Below are 18,298 nucleotides of genomic sequence, written 5' to 3' on the forward strand. Positions count from 1 at the left end.
TACGACAGACCAGCGACGCAGTTAAGCTGACACTATCTTGTTGGAGCACCCTGTTGATGCTGACCCTTGGAAATATATTCGTGCTGATGCTTTTCGCCACTGCCGGCGCATGGCTTTGGCACAACCACGGCTTGCGCGAGCGCGCGCTGGAGCGGGTCAAACAGCATTGCAGCAAACTCGGGATCGAATTGCTGGACGGCAACGTGGCCTTGAAAAGAATCGCGTTCATCAGGGATGCCAGTGGTCGGCGACGCCTGGCCCGTGTGTACAACTTCGAATTCACCGTCACCGGTGAAACCCGCCACAACGGCACCATCACCCAGTTCGGCGCTCACAGCGCACAGATTGAGCTGGCGCCCTACCCGGTTCCATTCGACGAAACCGAACCGGTGGTCGAGGTGGTGAAACCTCGCGCTGAAGTGATCGAGCTGAGCCAGTGGCGTCAGGAACATACCAAGTGGCGACCTTGAGCCATTAACCAGGTTCGGATCGACACGCTGCCAGCTCACTCTGCAGTTTTTCTGAATTCTGCGGCTCACTGAAAATCAGCTCGATACGCGAATCCTGCTGCCATTCACTGGGCCGCCAGTCCAGCACCGAGTTATCCACCGCATTCACCGAGACCCACCCTTCGACACTGTGGATAACCAGCTTCGCCCGCTTCCAGCCAAGGCTTTCAAGCCAGCGGCAGACCAGGGCGGCATCAAACACCTGGCTCGAATGCCAGCGCCACCCGATGCTCCAGCCTCCGTCCTGCTCCTGACTCAAGCAGATGGGCAACGCGTGATCGGTCCAGACGGCCGGCAACTGCGCCAATCCCTTGGGCACCACGAAGTTATCCACACCTTCCATTGCCTTGGCTTTCAACCCCGGCAACTCGCTCAAGGGTAAAATCGCCTGTTGCGTCCAGCACAGAGGGACTGGCGGCAATTGTGCGACGATTCGCTGGCGACTTTCTTCTTCGAGGCCTTCAGATTTGTTCAGCAGTAACAATCCCGCATGGCTCAGCGCTTGCTGTTGCGCCTGCGGCAGCGGTTTACCAGCGGCAAGCGCCTGGGCGTCCAACACCAGCACACAAGGCTGAACAGCCAACACGCCTTGCCACGGCGCTTCGCTCAACTGCCTGAGCAACTGTGCCGGATGCCCCAGCCCTGAGGGCTCGATGAACAGCCGATCCGGCTGTGCCTTGCGCAACAAACGCCCAAGACCAATCTGGAACGGTGCGCCGTTGACGCAACACAAGCAGCCCCCGGCCACTTCACCCAGTGCGATACCATCGGCGTCCCGGGTCAGGAGCGCAGCGTCGAGACCGATCTGGCCGAACTCGTTGATCAACACCGCCCAGCGCTCGCCAGCCGGGCGCTGGGCCAGCAGGTGTTTGATCAGGCTGGTCTTGCCGGCGCCCAACGGGCCGGCAATGACATGAGTGGGGATGTTCTGCAGCATGGTCGATGATTTCTGAGGAGATAATGGATGCGGTTGATTGGCTTGTCGTTGCTCCTGGCGCTCGTTTCAGGCGAGGCACTGGCCCAGGCTTGTGTGGTTCACAGCCAGGCCGAGCGGCTTGATGTCCAGGTTTGCCAGCAGAACCGCAACATCCCGCCAAAACTCTTCGCCGATGGTTTCTGCCAACCGAACCTGGCGGGGCAGAAAGTCGATGTGCAGTATGTCGATCAATGCCCCGGCGGCGCATTTGGTATCTGCAGCAACGCCCAAGTCGCCAATATGCCCTACCGCCAGGATATTCACTATTACGGCGTTGCCAACGACGCGGCGTATTTGCAGCCGTACTGCGAGGCCCAGAACCATGGCACCTGGCTCAAGCCTTGAAGCCCCCATAGAGGATCAGGCTGCCTCTTCGTACCAAGGGCCGAATGGATCTGGCAGCAAACCCCAGCCCTCAACGCCCAGCGCCATTTCCTCATCGGTCAGCAGGCAGGCGTCCAGTTCGGCCGTAAGCTGCGTGAAATCGATGTTCTGGCCGATGAATACCAGTTCCTGGCGACAGTCACCGCTGTCGGCAGACCAGTTTTTCATGATCCCGGCGTTACTTTCCGCGTCCTGCGGCCATTGGCTTTTCGGTACGAAACGCCACCAGCGCCCGGCAATGCCATAGCGCATCAAACCACCGGCCTGCGACCAGCTGCCGGCGTCCATGTGTTTGCTCGCCAGCCAGAAAAAGCCCTTGGAGCGCAGCAGCTTGCCGTTGTCCCAAGAGCCGTTGATGAAGTTGAAGAAACGCTGCGGATGGAACGGCCGGCGAGCCCGGTAAGCGCTGGACGCAATGCCGTACTCTTCGGTTTCCGGCACGTGCTCGCCGCGCAGTTCCTGCAACCATCCCGGTGCCTCGGCCGCCTTTTCGAAGTCAAAACGACCGGTGTTTAGAATCTTGTTCAAAGGGATTTCGCCCATCGCCATCGGAATGATTTCCGCCTGGGCGTTGAGCCGTTGAAGTATGGCGATCAGTTCCTCACGTTCGTGGCTGCTGATCAAGTCGACCTTGCTAAGCAAAATCACATCGGCGAACTCGACCTGCTCAATCAGCAGGTCGGTAATCGAACGCTCGTCTTCTTCCCCAAGCGTTTCGCCTCGGGAGGCCAGGCTTTCGGCAGCCTGGTAATCGAGCAGGAAGTTCATGCCATCGACCACCGTGACCATGGTGTCCAGACGTGCGATGTCGTTGAGGCTCTGGCCGTTTTCATCGCGGAAGGTGAAGGTTTCCGCCACCGGCAGCGGTTCGGAAATACCGGTGGACTCGATCAGCAGATAGTCAAAGCGACCTTCCCTGGCGAGCTGGCTCACTTCCTCCAGCAAATCTTCACGTAACGTACAGCAAATACACCCGTTACTCATTTCCACCAACCGTTCTTCAGCCCGATTAAGGCTGACATCGCGCTGGACTTCGGTGCCATCGACGTTGATTTCGCTCATATCGTTGACGATGACTGCAACCCGCAAACCATCGCGATTACGTAGTATGTAATTAAGAAGTGTACTTTTTCCGGCACCAAGAAAGCCGGAGAGAACGGTCACGGGGAGTCGATTGGCCATCTGAATATTCCTCACAGGGATGCCCGGTCGCTGCGTCGGGCTTATATAATGTTATACTGTAACAATGCAAATAAACCATCCCCTATTGCTCAGCGGGGCAAAGGACAGGATGCTGAACGCGTTCCCCTCGTGAGAAACCCCATGCGCTACGCCCTGAAACCTGCATTGATAACGCTGTCCCTGCTGGTTGCTGCCGACGCGCTGGCCCAGGTCCCGAACCTGGCCAGGTGCACTCGCAGCGCCAACCTGCTGGCCTGCGTGGATGCGGATGGCAACGCCTACAGCGTCAACACTGCCGGGAGCACGATCTATCTGCGGGGGTTCGAAACAGCCGGCAAACGCTATTGGGTGCAGACCAACAGCCGCTACGGCCAGCTTACGTTCTTCACCGGTATCGCTTCCGATGGCGAGGCCTGGGTTGGCTACAACCAGCGCGTCGGCTGGACCACGATCAACCGGTTTTCCAGCTCTGGCGGCAGCAGCGCCAAGTTCACCTGCAGCCGGATCGCTGGCTGTTAGGCCCAGCTGTTTTTCTGCTCCTGCTGCCAGGCAAATGACGTCTATGCATGATGAAGACGTGTTCATGAAAAAGGCATCGTCGATTTGATTGTTATACTATAACATCTCAAATCAACTCCCACGATGGACCTGCTCATGAATGCGCTGACTCTGCCGGATATCGCCGCGCAGGCCTCACGCCAAGCCCTGCCACTGGAGTGGGTGGGCATGTGCGGCATTGCTCTTCCTGTTTTGTTTGATGGCCAACGATTGAGTGCAAAGGCCGATGCCGGCGTGAGTCTCGACGACGGCAATGCGCGCGGCATTCACATGTCACGGCTCTATCTGGCACTTGAATTATTGGAGCAGGAAAGCCTTTCGCCGGCCTTATTGCGGCGGGTTTTGCAGCGCTTTCTTGAGAGCCATGAAGGGCTGTCCAGCAGCGCTCACTTAACCATTCACGCTGATGTGCTGCTGAAAAGACCGGCGCTGATCAGCCCATTGGCGGGCTGGAAAAGTTATCCGGTGAGCATCAAAGCGCGTTTGAAAAACGCGATGTTCCACGTGGAACTAAAAATCGACCTGCCTTATTCCTCAACCTGTCCGTGTTCTGCGGCCCTTTCTCGACAGTTGATTCAGCAGCAATTCGTCGATGATTTCGCCAACAAGTCACTGCAACACGCCGACGTTTTAGCGTGGCTCGGCTCCACCAACGGCATCGTCGCCACACCTCACAGCCAACGCAGCAGCGCAAAGTTACGCGTACGGCTGGCTGATTTTCTGGATGAGTTGCCGCTGATCGCCGTCATCAACGACGCCGAAGCCGCACTCGGCACAGCCGTTCAAACCGCGGTAAAACGCGCCGACGAACAAGCCTTCGCCCTGGCCAACGGTCAGAACCTGATGTTCTGCGAAGACGCCGCACGCCGCTTGAATCTGGCCCTGAAACGTTCCACGGGCATTAACGCCTTCCACATTCGTGTGATCCACGCCGAAAGCCTGCACGCCCACGACGCCGTAGCCGAAAGCCGATTCAATTGGGAGGCAGCATGATTGGTTGCCACGCCTTGCGTTGGGGCGCACCGGGTCAGCCACTCACGCCGGCGCTGGACTTCGAACTACCAAAGGGCAGCCTGACCGCCATTATCGGTGCGAACGGTTCCGGGAAAAGCAGCCTGTTGAAGGTCATCGCTGGCCTGCAGAAACCCTTGGCCGGAAAGGTAAGGCTGGATGTTCCACGCAGGGGCGGTGTGTCGTTCCTGCCTCAGCAACAACACCTGGACAGGCAATTTCCGATCAGCCTCCAGGCATTGGTCGCCGCCGGTTTCTGGGGCAACAGACAATCAGCGGAAATCCGTAGCCAACGACTGAAAGCCGTCCTCGAAGACTGGTGCCTGAACGGCCTGGAAGAACGCCCCTTGATGGCCCTCTCTGGCGGTGAATTGCAACGCGCCCTGCTCGCCCGATTGAGCCTGACCGAAGCGCCCTTGCTGTTGCTCGATGAACCCCACGCGGCCCTCGATGAGCTCGGCCAGGCATTGCTCTGGAAACACATTCATCAGTGGCACCTCGAAGGCCGGACGCTGGTGGTCGTGTGCCATGACCTCACCGCCGTCCGCGAGCACATCCCACATACATTGCTGATCAAAGGCAGCGGTTGTTTATTCGGCCCGAGCGACGAACTGATCCGCCAACAACCTCAATCGCAGGTGGCCTGATGATCGCTGCAGCGCATCTCTGGCAACCGTTCCACGAGTTCGTCTTCATGCGTCGGGCGCTGCTCGGTGGTTTGCTCCTGGCGTGCAGCACGGCCCCCTTGGGCGTGTTCCTGATCCTCAGGCGTATGAGCCTGATCGGCGATGCCGTCGCCCACGGCATCCTTCCCGGTGCAGCTCTGGGTTTCTGGTTTGCCGGGTTGAGCCTCCCGGCGTTGACCATCGGCGGCCTCGGTGCCGGTCTGAGTATGGCGGGCCTCGCTGCCTGGATTACCCGACGCACCGGCCTGCGAGAGGACGCCAGCCTCGCGGCGATCTATCCGATTTCCCTGGCCAGTGGCGTGCTGATTCTCGGCATTGCCGGCAAACGCCTGGACCTGTTGCACCTGCTGTTTGGCTCGGCGCTGGCGGTCGACGGCCCCACCTTGACCGGCATGCTTTGGGTCTCGGGCCTGAGTCTGATGGCCATGGCATTGATCTACAGACCGCTGCTGCTCGACACCCTCGACCCGCTTTTTCTGCAAACCGTCAGCCGACTCGGCCCACTGGCCCACGGCGTGTTTCTGACACTGGTGGTGTTGAATCTGGTCATTGGTTTCCAGGCGATCGGCGCGTTGATGGTGGTCGGCTTGATGATGTTGCCTGCCGCTGCGGCGCGTTTCTGGAGTCGCCGTTTGCCGGTACTGATCGTCGTCGCCGCTTTGCTCGGCAGTCTCTCGGTATGGCTCGGTCTGTTGGTCTCGTTCTACTACTCGCTACCCAGTGGCCCGGCAATCGTGTTGGTCGCAGGCGCTGGGTATCTGTTGTCCGTGGTGTTCGGACCGGTGCACGGCTTGCTGCGCCGCCCGCCTTTGCTCACATCCCAATGAGGTGTTATCCGATGCGCGCTTTACTCGTGCTGTTCAGTTTGATGGTGTCGATGTCGCTGTCTGCTGCTGAAAAACTTCAGGTGGTCACCAGCTTCAGCATCCTTGCCGACATGACCCGCCAGGTCGGCAAGGATCACATCCAGATCACCAACATGGTCGGCCCGGACGCGGATGCCCACACGTACGAGCCGACACCGGACGACGCCAAAGCGCTGCTCAAAGCCAGGCTTATCATCAAGAACGGCCTGGGTTTCGAACCCTGGCTGGATCGCCTTGTGACCAGCACCGAGACCCGGGCGCCAGTCATCAGCGCGAGCCACGGAGTCATACCGCGTAGCCTGGATGAAGACGGCGAAACCGTTCCCGACCCGCATGCCTGGCATAACCTGGCGAACACCGAGCTGTACATCGCCAACATCACCAAGGCGCTGATCGCCGCTGACCCGGCGAATGCCGCCGACTATGAGCGCAACAGCCAGGCGTACCTGAAACAGGTCTACGCCCTGCTCGCCGAAGCCAAGGCCAAACTCGGTTCACTGCCAGCAGGCAACCGCAAGATCGTGACGTCCCATGACGCCTTCGGTTATCTCGGCCAAGCCTACGGCATCGAGTTCATGGCGCCTCAAGGACTGTCGACCGAGCGGGAGCCTTCAGCCGCCGAGGTGGCCGCACTGATCACCCAGATTCGTCAGGCCAAGGTCAAAGCGGTGTTCATGGAAAACATTAAGGACGCGCGCCTGCTCAAGCAGATCGCCGATGAAAGCGGCGCGCAGATCGGCGGCACGCTGTATTCAGATGCCCTTGCCGCGAGCGGCCCGGCCAGCACCTTCACCGGGTTGTTCGAGTACAACCTCAACACCCTGTACAACGCGTTGAGCAAACCATGATCCGCAAGAATCCTTCCGGCGATTTACCGCTGATTGCCGAGTCGGCCTACGTCGACAAGACGGCAATCATCTGCGGCAAAGTGGTGATCGGCGAGAACGTGTTCGTCGGCCCCTACGCGGTGATACGCGCTGACGAAGTCGATGACTCAGGCGACATGCAGCCGATCACCATCGGCGCCAACTCGAACATCCAGGACGGCGTGGTGATCCACTCCAAATCCGGTGCGGCAGTGACCATCGGCGAATTCAGTTCCATCGCCCACCGCTCGATCGTGCATGGCCCCTGCACCGTCGGCAATCGAGTGTTCATAGGCTTCAACAGCGTGCTGTTCAACTGCGTGGTCGGTGACGGTTGCGTGGTACGGCACAACTCGGTGGTTGATGGGCGTGACCTGCCTGCAGCCTTCTACGTGCCTTCCACCACACGGATAGGTCCCAACACCGACCTCTCGCAATATCCGCCGGTGAGCGTCAGTGCTTCGGAGTTTTCCGAAGACGTGGCGCGCACCAACGTCGATCTGGTTCGCGGCTACAAAGCCCTGCAAAACGAGTTCTGACCATGAGCAGCGTGCTGATTCGCAATGCCCGCGTTGCTGGAACTGGTCGCGGAACAGATTTTGCCGATCACCGCACGGGTGGCCAAAACCAGCCATCGTGTCAGAACAAATTGCCTGGCACGACAAACGTCTTAATGACAGCCCCCCTACGGTTTATGCGATAAAGCTCGTTAGAAGCACCAGAGTACGCCGACCATGATCCAGATCACCCTGCCCGATGGTTCATTGCGTGAGTACGACCAGCCGCTGTCCGTGCACGAGGTGGCTGCCAGCATCGGCCCCGAACTGGCCAGCGCGGCGGTAGCGGGCCGAGTCGATGGTGTACTGGTGGACTGCGAATACATGATCGAGGCAGATGCCCGGGTCAGCATTGTCACCCCTCGGGAACCGGACGGCCTGGAGATCCTGCGCCGCTCCTGTGCATTGATGCTGGCCATGGCGGTCAAGCAACTGCACCCACATGCGCAAATGCGCGCGGGAAAGGAATTGGGTGACGGTTTCTTTTACGAGTTTACAGTCGAGCGACCGCTGACCCCGGCAGACCTGCCCCTTATCGAAGCGCGCATGCAATCGCTGGCCGCGACCAATCACTCGATCCGTCGTCGGCTACCGCAAGAAGAAATATCGCTGTACCGCCTGGGAGACACCGAATACCAGAGCCATGGACCGCACGTCCCCACCACCAAAGTCTTGCAGGCGTTTGCCCTCGATCACATCAGCGGCACGTTGCAACAACGGATCTACGGCACATGCTGGTCCAGCCACCAGGAACTGCAACACTGGCGCGTTCCACCCTCCGTGGTCGTCGTGAGCATGGATGACCGCCAGGCGACTTATGCACAAGCGGTGACCGAATCCTTGCGCCAACGGGGCGTGCGTGCCAAAGCCGACCTGCGTAACGAAAAGGTCGGCTACAAGATTCGCCAGCACAGCCAGACCGTGCCGTACCTGGTGGTGGTTGGCGAAAAAGAACAGGCTGGGGGCTTTGTCAGTGTGCGCAGTCGCACGGGGGAGGATTTTGGCCGGATGGCCGTCGAGGCGGCGTGTGAATGGTTGAGTCGGCCCGGGATTTAGGCAGGCTGGGGGGACGCTTTCGCGAGCAGGCTCGCTCCCACATTGATTGTGTGTCGATCACCAATCCCCCGTGGGAGCGAGCCGGCTCCGGGCGGCGTTCCGACGAAGCTTTTTAGGCTCTTGGCTTCACCGTGCCGCAATCCTGCCCCAACCAGACGGCGCGGGATTCGAGGCTGCCTTTCTGCTGAATGCCGGTGGCGTTGAACGTCCCGTTTACCTTGGTGGTGAATTCGCGATCACTGACGAATGTCGCCACGCCCGCACCCTGGGCTCTCGGGCAACTGAAGCGGAATTTCCACTGATTGCCGGAGCGGTCGGTGATTTCCTGCTTGCAGCCCGATTGCGGATCGGTCAGCGGAATATTATCGGTCTTGACCTGTTCCGGGGTCAGGCACGCCCGGATCCCTTTGCCCCCCATGGTGATTCCCTGTTTTTCCAGCATTGCGCGCTGCTCAGGGGTCATCTGGCTCTGAAGCTGACCGAGGATCAATTGCAGGTCCGGCATATTCTGCTCATCGACCTTCATGTTGCTCGTGGTCAGCTCCCACAATCCTGGTTGCAGCATTTGCGCGTGAGCCGCCACAGGAAGTGCCAACCCAAATGCCATGGCCAAACCCAGCAGACGAACGTTCATCGAGTAACTCCTGATCAGTAGTGGCCGTTAGACGTCAGCCGCGCGCTTCGGTTCATGGACCAATTAATTAGCGACATTCTGCACGGAACATGGTCTGTTAAGCATTGAATCTTCAGGAGCAAGGCAGCCCCCATGGATTATTTCGGACCGCATATTTTCGGTTATACCATCGCCCTGCTGCACTCGCTGGGCATGATCGCGGCCATACACGCGGTGTTGACCGTCCGTACCGCCCAAGGCTCGATCGCCTGGGCCCTGTCGCTGCTTTTCATCCCTTACCTCACGCTGATCCCGTACCTGGTGTTCGGCCGCAGCACCTTTGATGGCTATATCAAGGCCCGGCGGCAGGCCAACGAGGAAATGCGCAAGGCCGTCTCCGAACTCAACTGGCGACCCTGGGTGGAAGAAGCACTCACCGCCCGCGCTTCTGCCGCATACGCCTCACTCAGAGCAATGCCCAGGCTCGGAACCATGCCTTGCCTGGCCAATAACGAGATGCGGCTGTTGATCAACGGTCAGTCGACATTCGAAGCCATTTTCGAGGCCATCAGCCAGGCGAAGGAAGCCGTGCTGATCCAGTTTTTCATCGTTCACGACGACCGCCTCGGCCAACGCCTGCAATCCCTGCTGTTGAAGAAAGCCGCCGAAGGCGTGGCGATTTACCTGCTGTATGACCGAATCGGCAGCCACTCCCTGCCCCACGGCTACGTGCAGGCCTTGCGTGATGGCGGGGTCGAGGTCAAAGCCTTCGCCACCCGAAGTGGCTGGCTCAATCGCTTTCAGGTGAACTTTCGCAACCACCGCAAGATCGTGGTGGTGGACGGCATTCTCGGCTTCGTCGGCGGGCACAACGTCGGAGACGAATACATGGGCGAAAAACCGCCCCTGGCCCCTTGGCGCGATACCCATGTGCAAGTGCGCGGGCCAGTGGTGGCGTGCATGCAGGAGTCTTTCGCCGAAGACTGGTTCTGGGCCGCTCGTGCCCTGCCGCCGCTGATCCTGCCCGAGGTTTATCCGGAAGGCGGCGTGCTGTGCCAGTTACTCGCCAGCGGCCCGGCCGATGCCTGCGAAACCTGCTCATTGTTCTTTGTCGAGGCCATCCACGCGGCGACCGAGCGGGTCTGGATCACCAGCCCGTACTTCATCCCCGACGAAGCCGTATTCGCGGCGTTGCGCCTGGCGGTATTGCGCGGAGTGGATGTGCGCGTGCTGTTGCCGTCCCGGCCAGACCACCGAATCGTCTACGCCGCCTCCAGCCTCTACGCCTTCGAAGCAGTGCGCGCCGGAGTACGGGTATTCCGTTACGAACCCGGGTTCCTGCACCAGAAAGTGGTGCTGATCGACAGCGAAATCAGCGCCATCGGCAGCGCCAACCTGGACAACCGTTCGTTCCGGCTGAATTTCGAAGTGATGTTGCTGACCGTCGACAGCGCGTTCGCCGCCGAGGTGGAACAGATGCTCAACGATGACTTTGCCAACGCCCACGAAATCGCCAAAGAAGAAGGCCGGGAGACCCACCGTGTCCAACAGCTCGGCATGCGGGTCGCACGGCTGATTTCACCGATTCTCTAGAGGTAGATATCGTCACGGGTCCATGGCAGTTCATGACTGCCATCGGCGTGGGCCTTCACGGCAAGAATTTGGTGCAGGTTGATCCAGCCGCGGGCGAACGCGTAAGCGCAGCCAGCCAGGTACAACCGCCAGATGCGCAGGACTTGTTCCGGTACGAGTCTGGAGGCCGCTTCGAGGTTGTCTTCCAGGCGTTCGCTCCAGTGATCGAGCGTACGTGCGTAGTGCAGGCGCAAGCTCTCGACGTCGACGATTTCCAGCCCGGCCTCACTGATCTCGGCAGAGATCATCGACAGGTGCGGCAGCTCGCCATTGGGGAACACATATTTTCCAATGAAGTCGCCGGCACCGCGCCCCACCGGACGGCCATCGGTGTATTTGGCGGTGATCCCGTGGTTCATCACCAGGCCGCCGTCTTTCACCGCGCCGAACAGGGTCTTGCAGTACTCGGCAAGATTGGCGTGGCCGACGTGTTCGAACATGCCGACGCTGACCACTTTATCGAAACGGCCATCCTGTGGCAGATCGCGATAGTCGAGCAGTTGCAGTTCGACCAGGCCCTCCAGGCCCTCCGCTTTTACGCGTTCCCGGGCCAGGCCCAACTGCTCCTTGCTGAGGGTGATACCGAAAACTTTCGCGCCAAATTCTCGCGCCGCGTAACGCGCCAATCCACCCCAACCGCAACCCACATCCAGCAGATATTCGCCGGGCTGCAGGCGCAGCTTGCGGCACAAATGACGGAACTTGGCTTGCTGGGCTTGTTCCAGGGATTCGCTGCCGGTCTCGAAATAGGCGCAGGAATATGCCATGTCGCTGTCGAGCCACAGCTGATAGAACGCGTTGGAAAGGTCGTAGTGGTAGGAAATCGCCTTGGCATCTGTCTCTTTGTCGTGGGCCGTACGGACAGGCTGATTGTCATCGCCTTCGTCCAGCAACGCCTGGCTCCATTCATCGCAGACGCGGATCACATCGCTGATCGAGCCCTCAAGCTCAAGTTTGCCTTCGACAAATGCAGCGCCAAGGGCGTCCAGGCTTGGATGGGTAAACTGGGTGACCATTTGTGGGTCCTTGACCACAATCGTGACGCTGGGCGTCGGCCCCAGATTGAATTCATGGCCATCCCAGAGTCTCAGGCGAAGCGGTAATTGCAGATTCTGTAAGGCCGGTGGAAGATGCGCGAGCATGGAGAATCCCCCTTGTTTCAGACGTCTAAACAGAGGGTAGACCATCTTTGAAAAATAGCTGGCTATCGAATTAATAGCCGTTTTCAATGATTCGCGGCGCCAGAGCCGACCGCCGCGAACGCACAAAATGATGTGCCCTCATCTTCAATGACTACGAACTGCGCGCACAGTTCTAAAAAATTCATACCCCTTTATTGCCCGGTCTAGAGCATTTGCGTTCAGGCATCGTCCTTGAGTTTGAGCAGTGGCTCCTGGAACCGCAGCAAACGACCGGCATTGCCCAACACCAGCAAAGTGCTGAGGTTATGCAGCAACGCCGCAATCATCGCCCCCGCAGCGCCAAGCCAGCCGAACGCGGCGAAGGCCACGATCGCCAGGGTCCAGCCCAGCCCGATGATCACATTCACCTGCAACGTCTGGCGGCACTGACGACTCAGGCGCACGCAGGTGCCGAGGCGGCGCAAGTCACTGCCGATCAGCACGATGTCCGCCGATGCCAGGGCGATGTCTGCGCCGCCGGCGCCCATGGCCACACCGACCACACCGGCCTTGAGGGCCAGTGAGTCGTTGATGCCATCGCCGACCACCATTGGCCGGAAGCCGCTATCAATCTCCTTGAGCACACGGTTGAGTTTGTCTTCGGGCAGCGCTTGCGCTTCGACGTCACTGATCCCGACATCCCGGGCAAGCGTTTGCGCCACGCTGTGCCGGTCACCGGTGAGCAACAACTGGCGCCCCAGTCCAAGCTCACGCAACTCGCTCAAGGCAAACTGCGCCTCGGGTTTGACGCTGTCAGCCAGCAACAGCCAAGCGAGGAACTCACCGTTGAGCGCCAACCCTGCAATCGGACCGTCGTGATCGGGAACCGTCGTTGTGCTGATGCCCAGTTGCGCGAACAACTCCGGCCGACCGAGTGCCGCTTCGCCCTGCCCGGTCATCGCCACCACGCCCAGGCCCTGGCGTTCGTGAATGTCAGAAAGCAGCAGGAAATGCTCCTGGGTCACCAACCCCGCCAGCGCACGGCTGACCGGGTGACTGCTGGCCGATCCGAGGCTGGCAGCCAGCTTCAGGACATGGCTGCGATCCTCCAGCGGACTGTCGATCGATTGCAGGCGCAAGGTGCCGAAGGTCAGCGTCCCGGTTTTATCGACCACCAGAGAGGTGAGGTCCGCCAACTCTTCAAGGAACGCGGAACTGCGGATCAATATCCCGTGGCGTGCCGCTACGGCTACCCCGGCAATCGCCGTAGCCGGTGCCGACAACACCAGCGCACAAGGACAGGCCGCCACCAACACCGCGAGCATCGCTTGAGCGTTGTTGGTGATGAACCAGGTCACGGCGGCCAGCAGCAACACCAGCACCATATAGCTGCCGGCATAACGCTCCAGCAGACGAGTGATCGGCGGCTTCGAACGCTCGGCGTTTTGCATCAGGGCGATGACTTTGCCGAGGGTCGATTCCTGGCCGGTGCGGGTCACTTCGATTCGCAGCAGACCGTCGAGGTTGATCGCGCCACCGAACACCGACATGCCGACGCCCGCCTCAATCGGTACCGACTCGCCGGTAATGGAGGCGGTGTCCAGACTGGCCTGACCGGATAACACCCGGCCATCTGCCGGCACCCGGTCCCCGGCGCGCACCTCGACCCGATCGCCGGCCTTGAGCGTGCCATTGTCGACTTCGATGATGGTGCCGTCCGCTTGAATCTTGCGTGCGTGGCTGCGGGTCAGTTTGCCCAGTGCGTGAATCGCTTCCTGGGAGCCGATCACGCTGCGCTCTTCCAGCACGTGGCCGAAAATCATGATGATCGGCAACAGCGCCGCCGTCAGCAGATCACCGGTGGCCCAGGCACCCAGCATGGCCAGGGCAATCAATTGATCGGTGATGCCGTGCAGGCTTGGATAACGCAGGCTGTACCAGGCCGAACGCATGACCGGTACGGCGACCAGCAGCGAGGCGAACCCCAGCAGCAACTGACTGACACCGGTCTGCTCCGGCGCCAGCCATCGCCAGATCAGGCCCAGCGCAAGCAGGCCCAAGGCGAGCATGGCCAGGGTCAGTTGGCGCGCGGCGCTACGTTGTTCTGCCGAAGACAACATGCTCGGCGCGGTGGCGGTTTGCGCAGTCATTGTGTTGCTCCCTGAATGATCAGGCGGGAATCGTCTTTGGGATCGACGGTCGTGACCGAGCCGGCCTGGCCAAGAATTTTCGGCATCCGCTCGCGATAAATGCGTAGCAGCATTTGCGGATCAGTCCCCTGCTGCTGCGCCTTGGCCAGGCCCAACACCGTGGCGGTATCTGCCGAGGCTTTGGCCAGTCGCTCGCTCGCCTGGGCATGGGCCACTTGCAGCGTACGGTCGGCCTGCTCGTTGGCGGTCTGCGTCAACTTCTCGGCTTCGGTGCGCGCATTGGCGACGGCCTTATCGGCTTGCTGACTGGCCGTCAGTACCGCGTTGAAAGCGTTCACCGCAGGGCTGGGCAAACTCGATTGCACATCCACTCGCGCCACTTCGATCCCCAAGCCTTGTCCTGTTGTCGTGAGTTCGGCCAGCCGTTGATTGATGCCCTGCACCAGATCACCACGCAAGCGCTCGCGTCGTTCCGCCGCCTGGCTATCGGCGCCGATCAATTCCGGACGAGCGACCAGAATGGTGTCCAAATCCCGCGCGGCCGTGAGCGTTACCGCGCTGCGGGTCACCAAACGATCCAGAGCAGGCAACACGTGTTCGCCCTGAAGCACGAACGCATAAGGCTCGGTGACTTTGTAAAAAACCCGCACATCGAGTTGCACCACTCCGGCATCACCGGTTAACAGATAGCCGGAACCTGCGAGGGCATCGCTGATGGGCGTGGCAAAACTGGCCACGCGATCTGCCTGCATCGCGGCACCACTGCGCAACAGACTGTCCACTCGCCGCTCGATCACCCGATCCGCCGCAGGCAACAAAATCACCTGTTCGAAGGGTTGCGGCCAGGCCAATAACAGCCCGGCATTCTGAATGCGATCCAGCGCGCCGAAATGCAAAACCACGGCGCGATTTTGTGGGTCGATCTGCCGCACATTGGAAAACGCCCACGCCAACGCCGCCAACACCGTCACCACGTACAGGGCAATAAACGCCAATCGCCCGGCCTGAATCCAGGGGCTGCTCAACTCATTTGTTCCACGTGGAACCAAACTCATGGCTGCGATCCGGACTTGTTGTCGAGGCTCGGCGGACCGTCAACCAACACCCGGAACGGTGCGGCGTCGGTGCGCAGAATCAGCTTGGTTCCCGGCGTCACCACCGTGCCCAAGGTATCGAGTGAGCGCAGCAAGTTGTAGAGCTGCGGCGATCCGGCATAGGCACGACCATAAATCTGCGCCGCTTCGACACGCGATTGAGCTTCGATATCCGCCGCTTTCACGGTGGCATCGGCCTGCACAATTCGCGCATCACGCTCGGCGGCGGAACGAATTTGCGCGGCTTCACGCTTGCCGATGGCCGTGCGTTCAGTGGCGATGGTTTCACGCTCGGCGCGCATCCGGTCAACGGTCGCGGTGAGCGTCACCGAAGGCAGCGTCAATCGTTCGATACCGACCTGCAACACGCGCACGCCATAAGTGGTGAGCAGTTGCTGATCGATCTGCTTGCGCAGTTGTGCTTCGAAATCGGCGATGCGCACCTGGCTGGCATCGGTGTTCACCAAACTCGCGAGATCAAAACTGCTGGCGGTGGTTTCCAGTGCGGAGCCGACAAAGGTACGAATCTGCCGCGCGGCTTCATCGGGCTGGTTCTGCACCGCGCGCATGAAACGTTGCACGTTGTCTGGATCGCCCTGTACCTGCCACGCCACGTAAGCCTGGACGATGATGCGCAAACCGTCCCGGGTACCGACATCCTGCAAACCGCTGGACGTGGTGCGCAGCCGTAGATCCACCGGGATCGCCGCCTCGAACGGTGCTGGCCAGCGCCAGCCCAGCCCCGGTTCCAGCAAGACTCGTGAAGGGTTGCCGAAGCGTGTGATCACCGTGGCCTCACCCGATCGCACCTGCACCAGGCTTGCAGCAGCGACCGCAAACGCCACCAGCAATGCAGCCCATCCCATGCGACGCCACGGGAATGGACCAGCCTCCTGCGGATCGCCGTGGTGATGATGGTGATGGCCGTGGTGGTGATGCCCGCCATGGCCGTGATCGTGGCCGGCGTGATCATCGTGATCGTGAGTATGGGACTGGCTCAATTGGCAGCTCCTGGCTGAGCGGTTTTACGTGACGGCGCAGGGTCAACCGGCAGCGTGAACGTACGGAGGTCGATGGTCGGCGCATTGCTACTGCCGCCCAGACGATGATCAAGAACCAACAACTTGGCATTGGCCAAACCTTGGGACAACTGACTGAAATACTGTTCGAGCACAAATGCCTGACCGGCGCTGGCATAGGCTTTTTGCTCGGCGTTGAATTTCAGGTCCGCAGCCTCGGCACCAGCATTGATTTCGCGGGCGCTGGCCGTCGCCTGATCGCCGGCGATGCTGGCCTGCAACTGCGCCTGATTGGTGGCCTCGGCAGCAGCACCGCGCTCCCGGGCGATCAACGCTTGTGCACCAATCTGCGCTGCTTGCACGCCGTGATAGGCGTTGGCTGCACCGGCCGGCGGGTGAATTGCCTCGACCACCGTGGCGAGAATTTCCACGCCGCTGTCGAGTTTTTGCAGGTCAGCCTGGACGGCGCGGCCGATTTCTTCGGCCAGCCCTACCCTGTCCTCGCCCAGCAAACCGTCGAGGGTGCGCGAGGCGAAGTCGTGAACCAGGATTCGGCTAGCGGTGCTGCGGATCAACATCGGCACATCGGCACTGTTATAGGTCGCGGCCAACGCCGCCTCATCGCTGAGGCCAATGCGATAGATGAAGCGCACGTCCATGTTGACGATCTGAAAGCTCTGCTTGTCGGCTCGGCTGCTGGCGATCACCTGGGATTTGTCGTTCACGTGGCTGGCGTCCCACAAGCGGTTGGCAATCGCTGGAGCCGGGCCTTCGGCGGGGTCGGCCTGAGCAGGGGCCGAGGTCTCGCCAACACTGGTGGCCAATTCGTGAACCACGCCATTCTCGACGCTCAATACCCGGCCCAATGGCCATGGCAAGCCCATATGCAAACCTGGGCCAAACACCTCAACTGGCTTGCCGAATCGCTCGTAGATACCACGTCCTTGCAGTGCAATTTCGTGAATACCGGTCAGCGACCAGCCAACCAGCGCAACCACCGCCAGCACCGGCAGGAACGCCCGACGCATATAAGTGAAAGCCCAGATCTGCCGCAGATCGATGCCGAAGCGGTTATGCAATTCATGCTGCAACGCCAGCAATGGCTGCGGTGGCCAGCGCAGCATGTCAGCGACAAAACTGCGCGCCAGCAACTCCGGCTCAAGGCGTTCGCGGCGCGGGCTGAACAACGACAACACCGCGCGCAGCAACAGTTCTGCCGCCACCAGCCCCGGCAGCAGGCCAATCAACACCGCCAGGCGTAAGGGCCATACCGACGTTTCATCGGCAAACAACAGACAAAAAGCACCGAGAACCAGGCTGATGATCGTCACACGAGTCAATTGTGCCAACGTGGCGGCTTCAGGCCATTGCGCGGTGTTTTCCTGCGCCAGATGACGCTCCATCACCAACAGGCCGAAGGCCAACAGCAAGGAGCACGCGGCACCGACGGTGGCCGCCAGGCCCAGTGCTGCCGGGGGTAACGCAAGGTTCCAGGCCTGTTCGACGCCCAATACCGCCAACAATGCCCAGCCACCAAGCCACAGCGTCGGCGCGCCGATTTGCCCGAGCAAGTGCCGAGATTGCTGGCCGATCCGGTCCAGCAAGCGTTCATACCACCCGGCAGGGACGGCAGGTTCGTCGACAACGACCACCGGCACCACGGGATTCATGGCGCGGGCACGCCACTGGGCCACCCACCAGGCCGATTGCACACCCGCCATCAACACGACAAACGCCATGCTCAGGTTCAGCAGCAACGCTGGCCACAATGTTTGCGAAGTAAAGAGCCCGGCAAAAAGCGCCAGCAGCACACCCACCGTCGCGAGTACGCCCGCACCGATGGCGAACTGGCGCAAACGCCGCCCTTGAATGAACGCCTGCTGAAAGCGCGGCAACCCGGCTAACGGCGTTTCATCAACATCGAGATCGACTTGCATACCACCCCAGAGTGTCTTCGTTTACATGGCAATTCGTTACGATATAACGAAAATGGTGAAATTTCCGTATTCAAGCGCGCC

18 protein-coding genes are annotated in these 18,298 nt (G+C 60.3%); 10 read left to right on the top strand and 8 right to left on the bottom strand.

Annotation, left to right across the window (positions count from 1 at the left end):
• Positions 1–56 precede the first annotated feature (56 nt).
• Entirely contained in the window at positions 57–470 is a 414-nt protein-coding gene (locus PMI31_RS12250) for a DUF3301 domain-containing protein (protein WP_008018325.1), read from the top strand.
• 4 nt (positions 471–474) lie between these two features.
• On the opposite strand, the gene PMI31_RS12255 is transcribed toward PMI31_RS12250, so the two are convergent.
• A complete protein-coding gene (locus tag PMI31_RS12255) occupies positions 475–1,446 on the bottom strand; it encodes a CobW family GTP-binding protein (protein ID WP_008018326.1) in 972 nt (323 codons plus the stop codon).
• Positions 1,447–1,473: 27 nt separating this feature from the next.
• Between PMI31_RS12255 and PMI31_RS12260 the strand changes: the two genes are divergently transcribed.
• Positions 1,474–1,830 (top strand): hypothetical protein, encoded by a 357-nt coding sequence (locus PMI31_RS12260; protein ID WP_008018327.1) that lies wholly within the window; start codon positions 1,474–1,476, stop codon positions 1,828–1,830.
• A 15-nt stretch (positions 1,831–1,845) separates the two neighbouring features.
• Here the strand turns inward: PMI31_RS12260 and zigA are convergent, their stop codons facing one another.
• Entirely contained in the window at positions 1,846–3,051 is a 1,206-nt protein-coding gene (zigA, locus tag PMI31_RS12265; RefSeq protein WP_008018329.1) for a zinc metallochaperone GTPase ZigA, read from the bottom strand.
• A 141-nt stretch (positions 3,052–3,192) separates the two neighbouring features.
• Between zigA and PMI31_RS12270 the strand changes: the two genes are divergently transcribed.
• From PMI31_RS12270 to PMI31_RS12300, 7 genes are all read left to right on the top strand, one after another.
• Complete coding sequence (locus PMI31_RS12270) at positions 3,193–3,570, top strand: hypothetical protein (protein ID WP_008018330.1); 378 nt, start codon at positions 3,193–3,195, stop codon at positions 3,568–3,570.
• Positions 3,571–3,705: 135 nt separating this feature from the next.
• Entirely contained in the window at positions 3,706–4,602 is an 897-nt protein-coding gene (gene folE2, locus PMI31_RS12275) for a GTP cyclohydrolase FolE2 (protein WP_008018331.1), read from the top strand.
• Positions 4,599–5,267, top strand: a complete 669-nt coding sequence (locus PMI31_RS12280) for a metal ABC transporter ATP-binding protein (RefSeq protein WP_008018332.1) — start codon at positions 4,599–4,601, stop codon at positions 5,265–5,267. The genes folE2 and PMI31_RS12280 overlap by 4 nt, the downstream gene beginning before the upstream one ends.
• On the top strand, positions 5,267–6,133 hold the full coding sequence (locus PMI31_RS12285) for a metal ABC transporter permease (protein ID WP_008018333.1): 867 nt from the start codon (positions 5,267–5,269) through the stop codon (positions 6,131–6,133). Before PMI31_RS12280 ends, PMI31_RS12285 begins: the two co-directional genes overlap by 1 nt.
• A gap of 11 nt (positions 6,134–6,144) precedes the next feature.
• Positions 6,145–7,020, top strand: a complete 876-nt coding sequence (locus PMI31_RS12290) for a metal ABC transporter substrate-binding protein (protein WP_008018334.1) — start codon at positions 6,145–6,147, stop codon at positions 7,018–7,020.
• Positions 7,017–7,577: a gamma carbonic anhydrase family protein gene (locus tag PMI31_RS12295; protein ID WP_008018335.1), complete on the top strand. Its 561-nt coding sequence runs from the start codon at positions 7,017–7,019 to the stop codon at positions 7,575–7,577. The genes PMI31_RS12290 and PMI31_RS12295 overlap by 4 nt, the downstream gene beginning before the upstream one ends.
• 195 nt (positions 7,578–7,772) lie before the next feature.
• A complete protein-coding gene (locus tag PMI31_RS12300; RefSeq protein ID WP_008018336.1) occupies positions 7,773–8,651 on the top strand; it encodes a His/Gly/Thr/Pro-type tRNA ligase C-terminal domain-containing protein in 879 nt (292 codons plus the stop codon).
• Positions 8,652–8,763: 112 nt separating this feature from the next.
• On the opposite strand, the gene PMI31_RS12305 is transcribed toward PMI31_RS12300, so the two are convergent.
• On the bottom strand, positions 8,764–9,285 hold the full coding sequence (locus tag PMI31_RS12305; RefSeq protein ID WP_008018337.1) for a DUF3617 domain-containing protein: 522 nt from the start codon (positions 9,283–9,285) through the stop codon (positions 8,764–8,766).
• Positions 9,286–9,417: 132 nt separating this feature from the next.
• On the opposite strand from PMI31_RS12305, the gene cls reads away from it, so the two are divergent.
• Positions 9,418–10,857: a cardiolipin synthase gene (gene cls / locus PMI31_RS12310; protein ID WP_008018338.1), complete on the top strand. Its 1,440-nt coding sequence runs from the start codon at positions 9,418–9,420 to the stop codon at positions 10,855–10,857.
• On the opposite strand, the gene cfaB is transcribed toward cls, so the two are convergent.
• The 5 genes from cfaB to hflK (PMI31_RS12335) form a co-directional block, all read right to left on the bottom strand.
• A complete protein-coding gene (gene cfaB / locus PMI31_RS12315; protein ID WP_008018339.1) occupies positions 10,854–12,038 on the bottom strand; it encodes a C17 cyclopropane fatty acid synthase CfaB in 1,185 nt (394 codons plus the stop codon). The two genes, cls and cfaB, sit on opposite strands and share 4 nt — an antisense overlap.
• 218 nt (positions 12,039–12,256) lie before the next feature.
• Positions 12,257–14,167 (bottom strand): cation-translocating P-type ATPase, encoded by a 1,911-nt coding sequence (locus PMI31_RS12320; protein WP_008018340.1) that lies wholly within the window; start codon positions 14,165–14,167, stop codon positions 12,257–12,259.
• Positions 14,164–15,222 carry a protease modulator HflK gene (gene hflK / locus PMI31_RS12325; RefSeq protein ID WP_008018341.1) on the bottom strand — a complete coding sequence of 353 codons (1,059 nt, stop codon included), beginning with the start codon at positions 15,220–15,222 and terminating at the stop codon, positions 14,164–14,166. The genes PMI31_RS12320 and hflK (PMI31_RS12325) overlap by 4 nt, the downstream gene beginning before the upstream one ends.
• Positions 15,219–16,262, bottom strand: a complete 1,044-nt coding sequence (gene hflC, locus PMI31_RS12330; protein ID WP_008018342.1) for a protease modulator HflC — start codon at positions 16,260–16,262, stop codon at positions 15,219–15,221. The genes hflK (PMI31_RS12325) and hflC overlap by 4 nt, the downstream gene beginning before the upstream one ends.
• Positions 16,259–18,217, bottom strand: a complete 1,959-nt coding sequence (hflK, locus tag PMI31_RS12335) for a protease modulator HflK (RefSeq protein WP_008018343.1) — start codon at positions 18,215–18,217, stop codon at positions 16,259–16,261. The genes hflC and hflK (PMI31_RS12335) overlap by 4 nt, the downstream gene beginning before the upstream one ends.
• Positions 18,218–18,298: the final 81 nt, after the last annotated feature.

Source organism: Pseudomonas sp. GM55 (assembly GCF_000282395.1).
In the GTDB taxonomy this organism is placed as follows: Bacteria; Pseudomonadota; Gammaproteobacteria; order Pseudomonadales; family Pseudomonadaceae; genus Aquipseudomonas; species Aquipseudomonas fluorescens_CC.

Bases quoted from the DNA above. Each gene is read 5' to 3' on its own strand.
- PMI31_RS12270 (WP_008018330.1), top strand. From the start codon at position 3,193: ATGCGCTACGCCCTGAAACCTGCATTGATAACGCTGTCCCTGCTGGTT.
- PMI31_RS12300 (WP_008018336.1), top strand. From the start codon at position 7,773: ATGATCCAGATCACCCTGCCCGATGGTTCATTGCGTGAGTACGACCAG.
- hflK (WP_008018343.1), bottom strand. From the start codon at position 18,217: ATGCAAGTCGATCTCGATGTTGATGAAACGCCGTTAGCCGGGTTGCCG.
- PMI31_RS12295 (WP_008018335.1), top strand. From the start codon at position 7,017: ATGATCCGCAAGAATCCTTCCGGCGATTTACCGCTGATTGCCGAGTCG.
- hflK (WP_008018341.1), bottom strand. From the start codon at position 15,222: ATGAGTTTGGTTCCACGTGGAACAAATGAGTTGAGCAGCCCCTGGATT.
- zigA (WP_008018329.1), bottom strand. From the start codon at position 3,051: ATGGCCAATCGACTCCCCGTGACCGTTCTCTCCGGCTTTCTTGGTGCC.
- PMI31_RS12290 (WP_008018334.1), top strand. From the start codon at position 6,145: ATGCGCGCTTTACTCGTGCTGTTCAGTTTGATGGTGTCGATGTCGCTG.
- folE2 (WP_008018331.1), top strand. From the start codon at position 3,706: ATGAATGCGCTGACTCTGCCGGATATCGCCGCGCAGGCCTCACGCCAA.
- PMI31_RS12320 (WP_008018340.1), bottom strand. From the start codon at position 14,167: ATGACTGCGCAAACCGCCACCGCGCCGAGCATGTTGTCTTCGGCAGAA.
- cfaB (WP_008018339.1), bottom strand. From the start codon at position 12,038: ATGCTCGCGCATCTTCCACCGGCCTTACAGAATCTGCAATTACCGCTT.
- PMI31_RS12285 (WP_008018333.1), top strand. From the start codon at position 5,267: ATGATCGCTGCAGCGCATCTCTGGCAACCGTTCCACGAGTTCGTCTTC.
- PMI31_RS12280 (WP_008018332.1), top strand. From the start codon at position 4,599: ATGATTGGTTGCCACGCCTTGCGTTGGGGCGCACCGGGTCAGCCACTC.
- PMI31_RS12305 (WP_008018337.1), bottom strand. From the start codon at position 9,285: ATGAACGTTCGTCTGCTGGGTTTGGCCATGGCATTTGGGTTGGCACTT.
- PMI31_RS12250 (WP_008018325.1), top strand. From the start codon at position 57: ATGCTGACCCTTGGAAATATATTCGTGCTGATGCTTTTCGCCACTGCC.
- cls (WP_008018338.1), top strand. From the start codon at position 9,418: ATGGATTATTTCGGACCGCATATTTTCGGTTATACCATCGCCCTGCTG.
- PMI31_RS12255 (WP_008018326.1), bottom strand. From the start codon at position 1,446: ATGCTGCAGAACATCCCCACTCATGTCATTGCCGGCCCGTTGGGCGCC.
- PMI31_RS12260 (WP_008018327.1), top strand. From the start codon at position 1,474: ATGCGGTTGATTGGCTTGTCGTTGCTCCTGGCGCTCGTTTCAGGCGAG.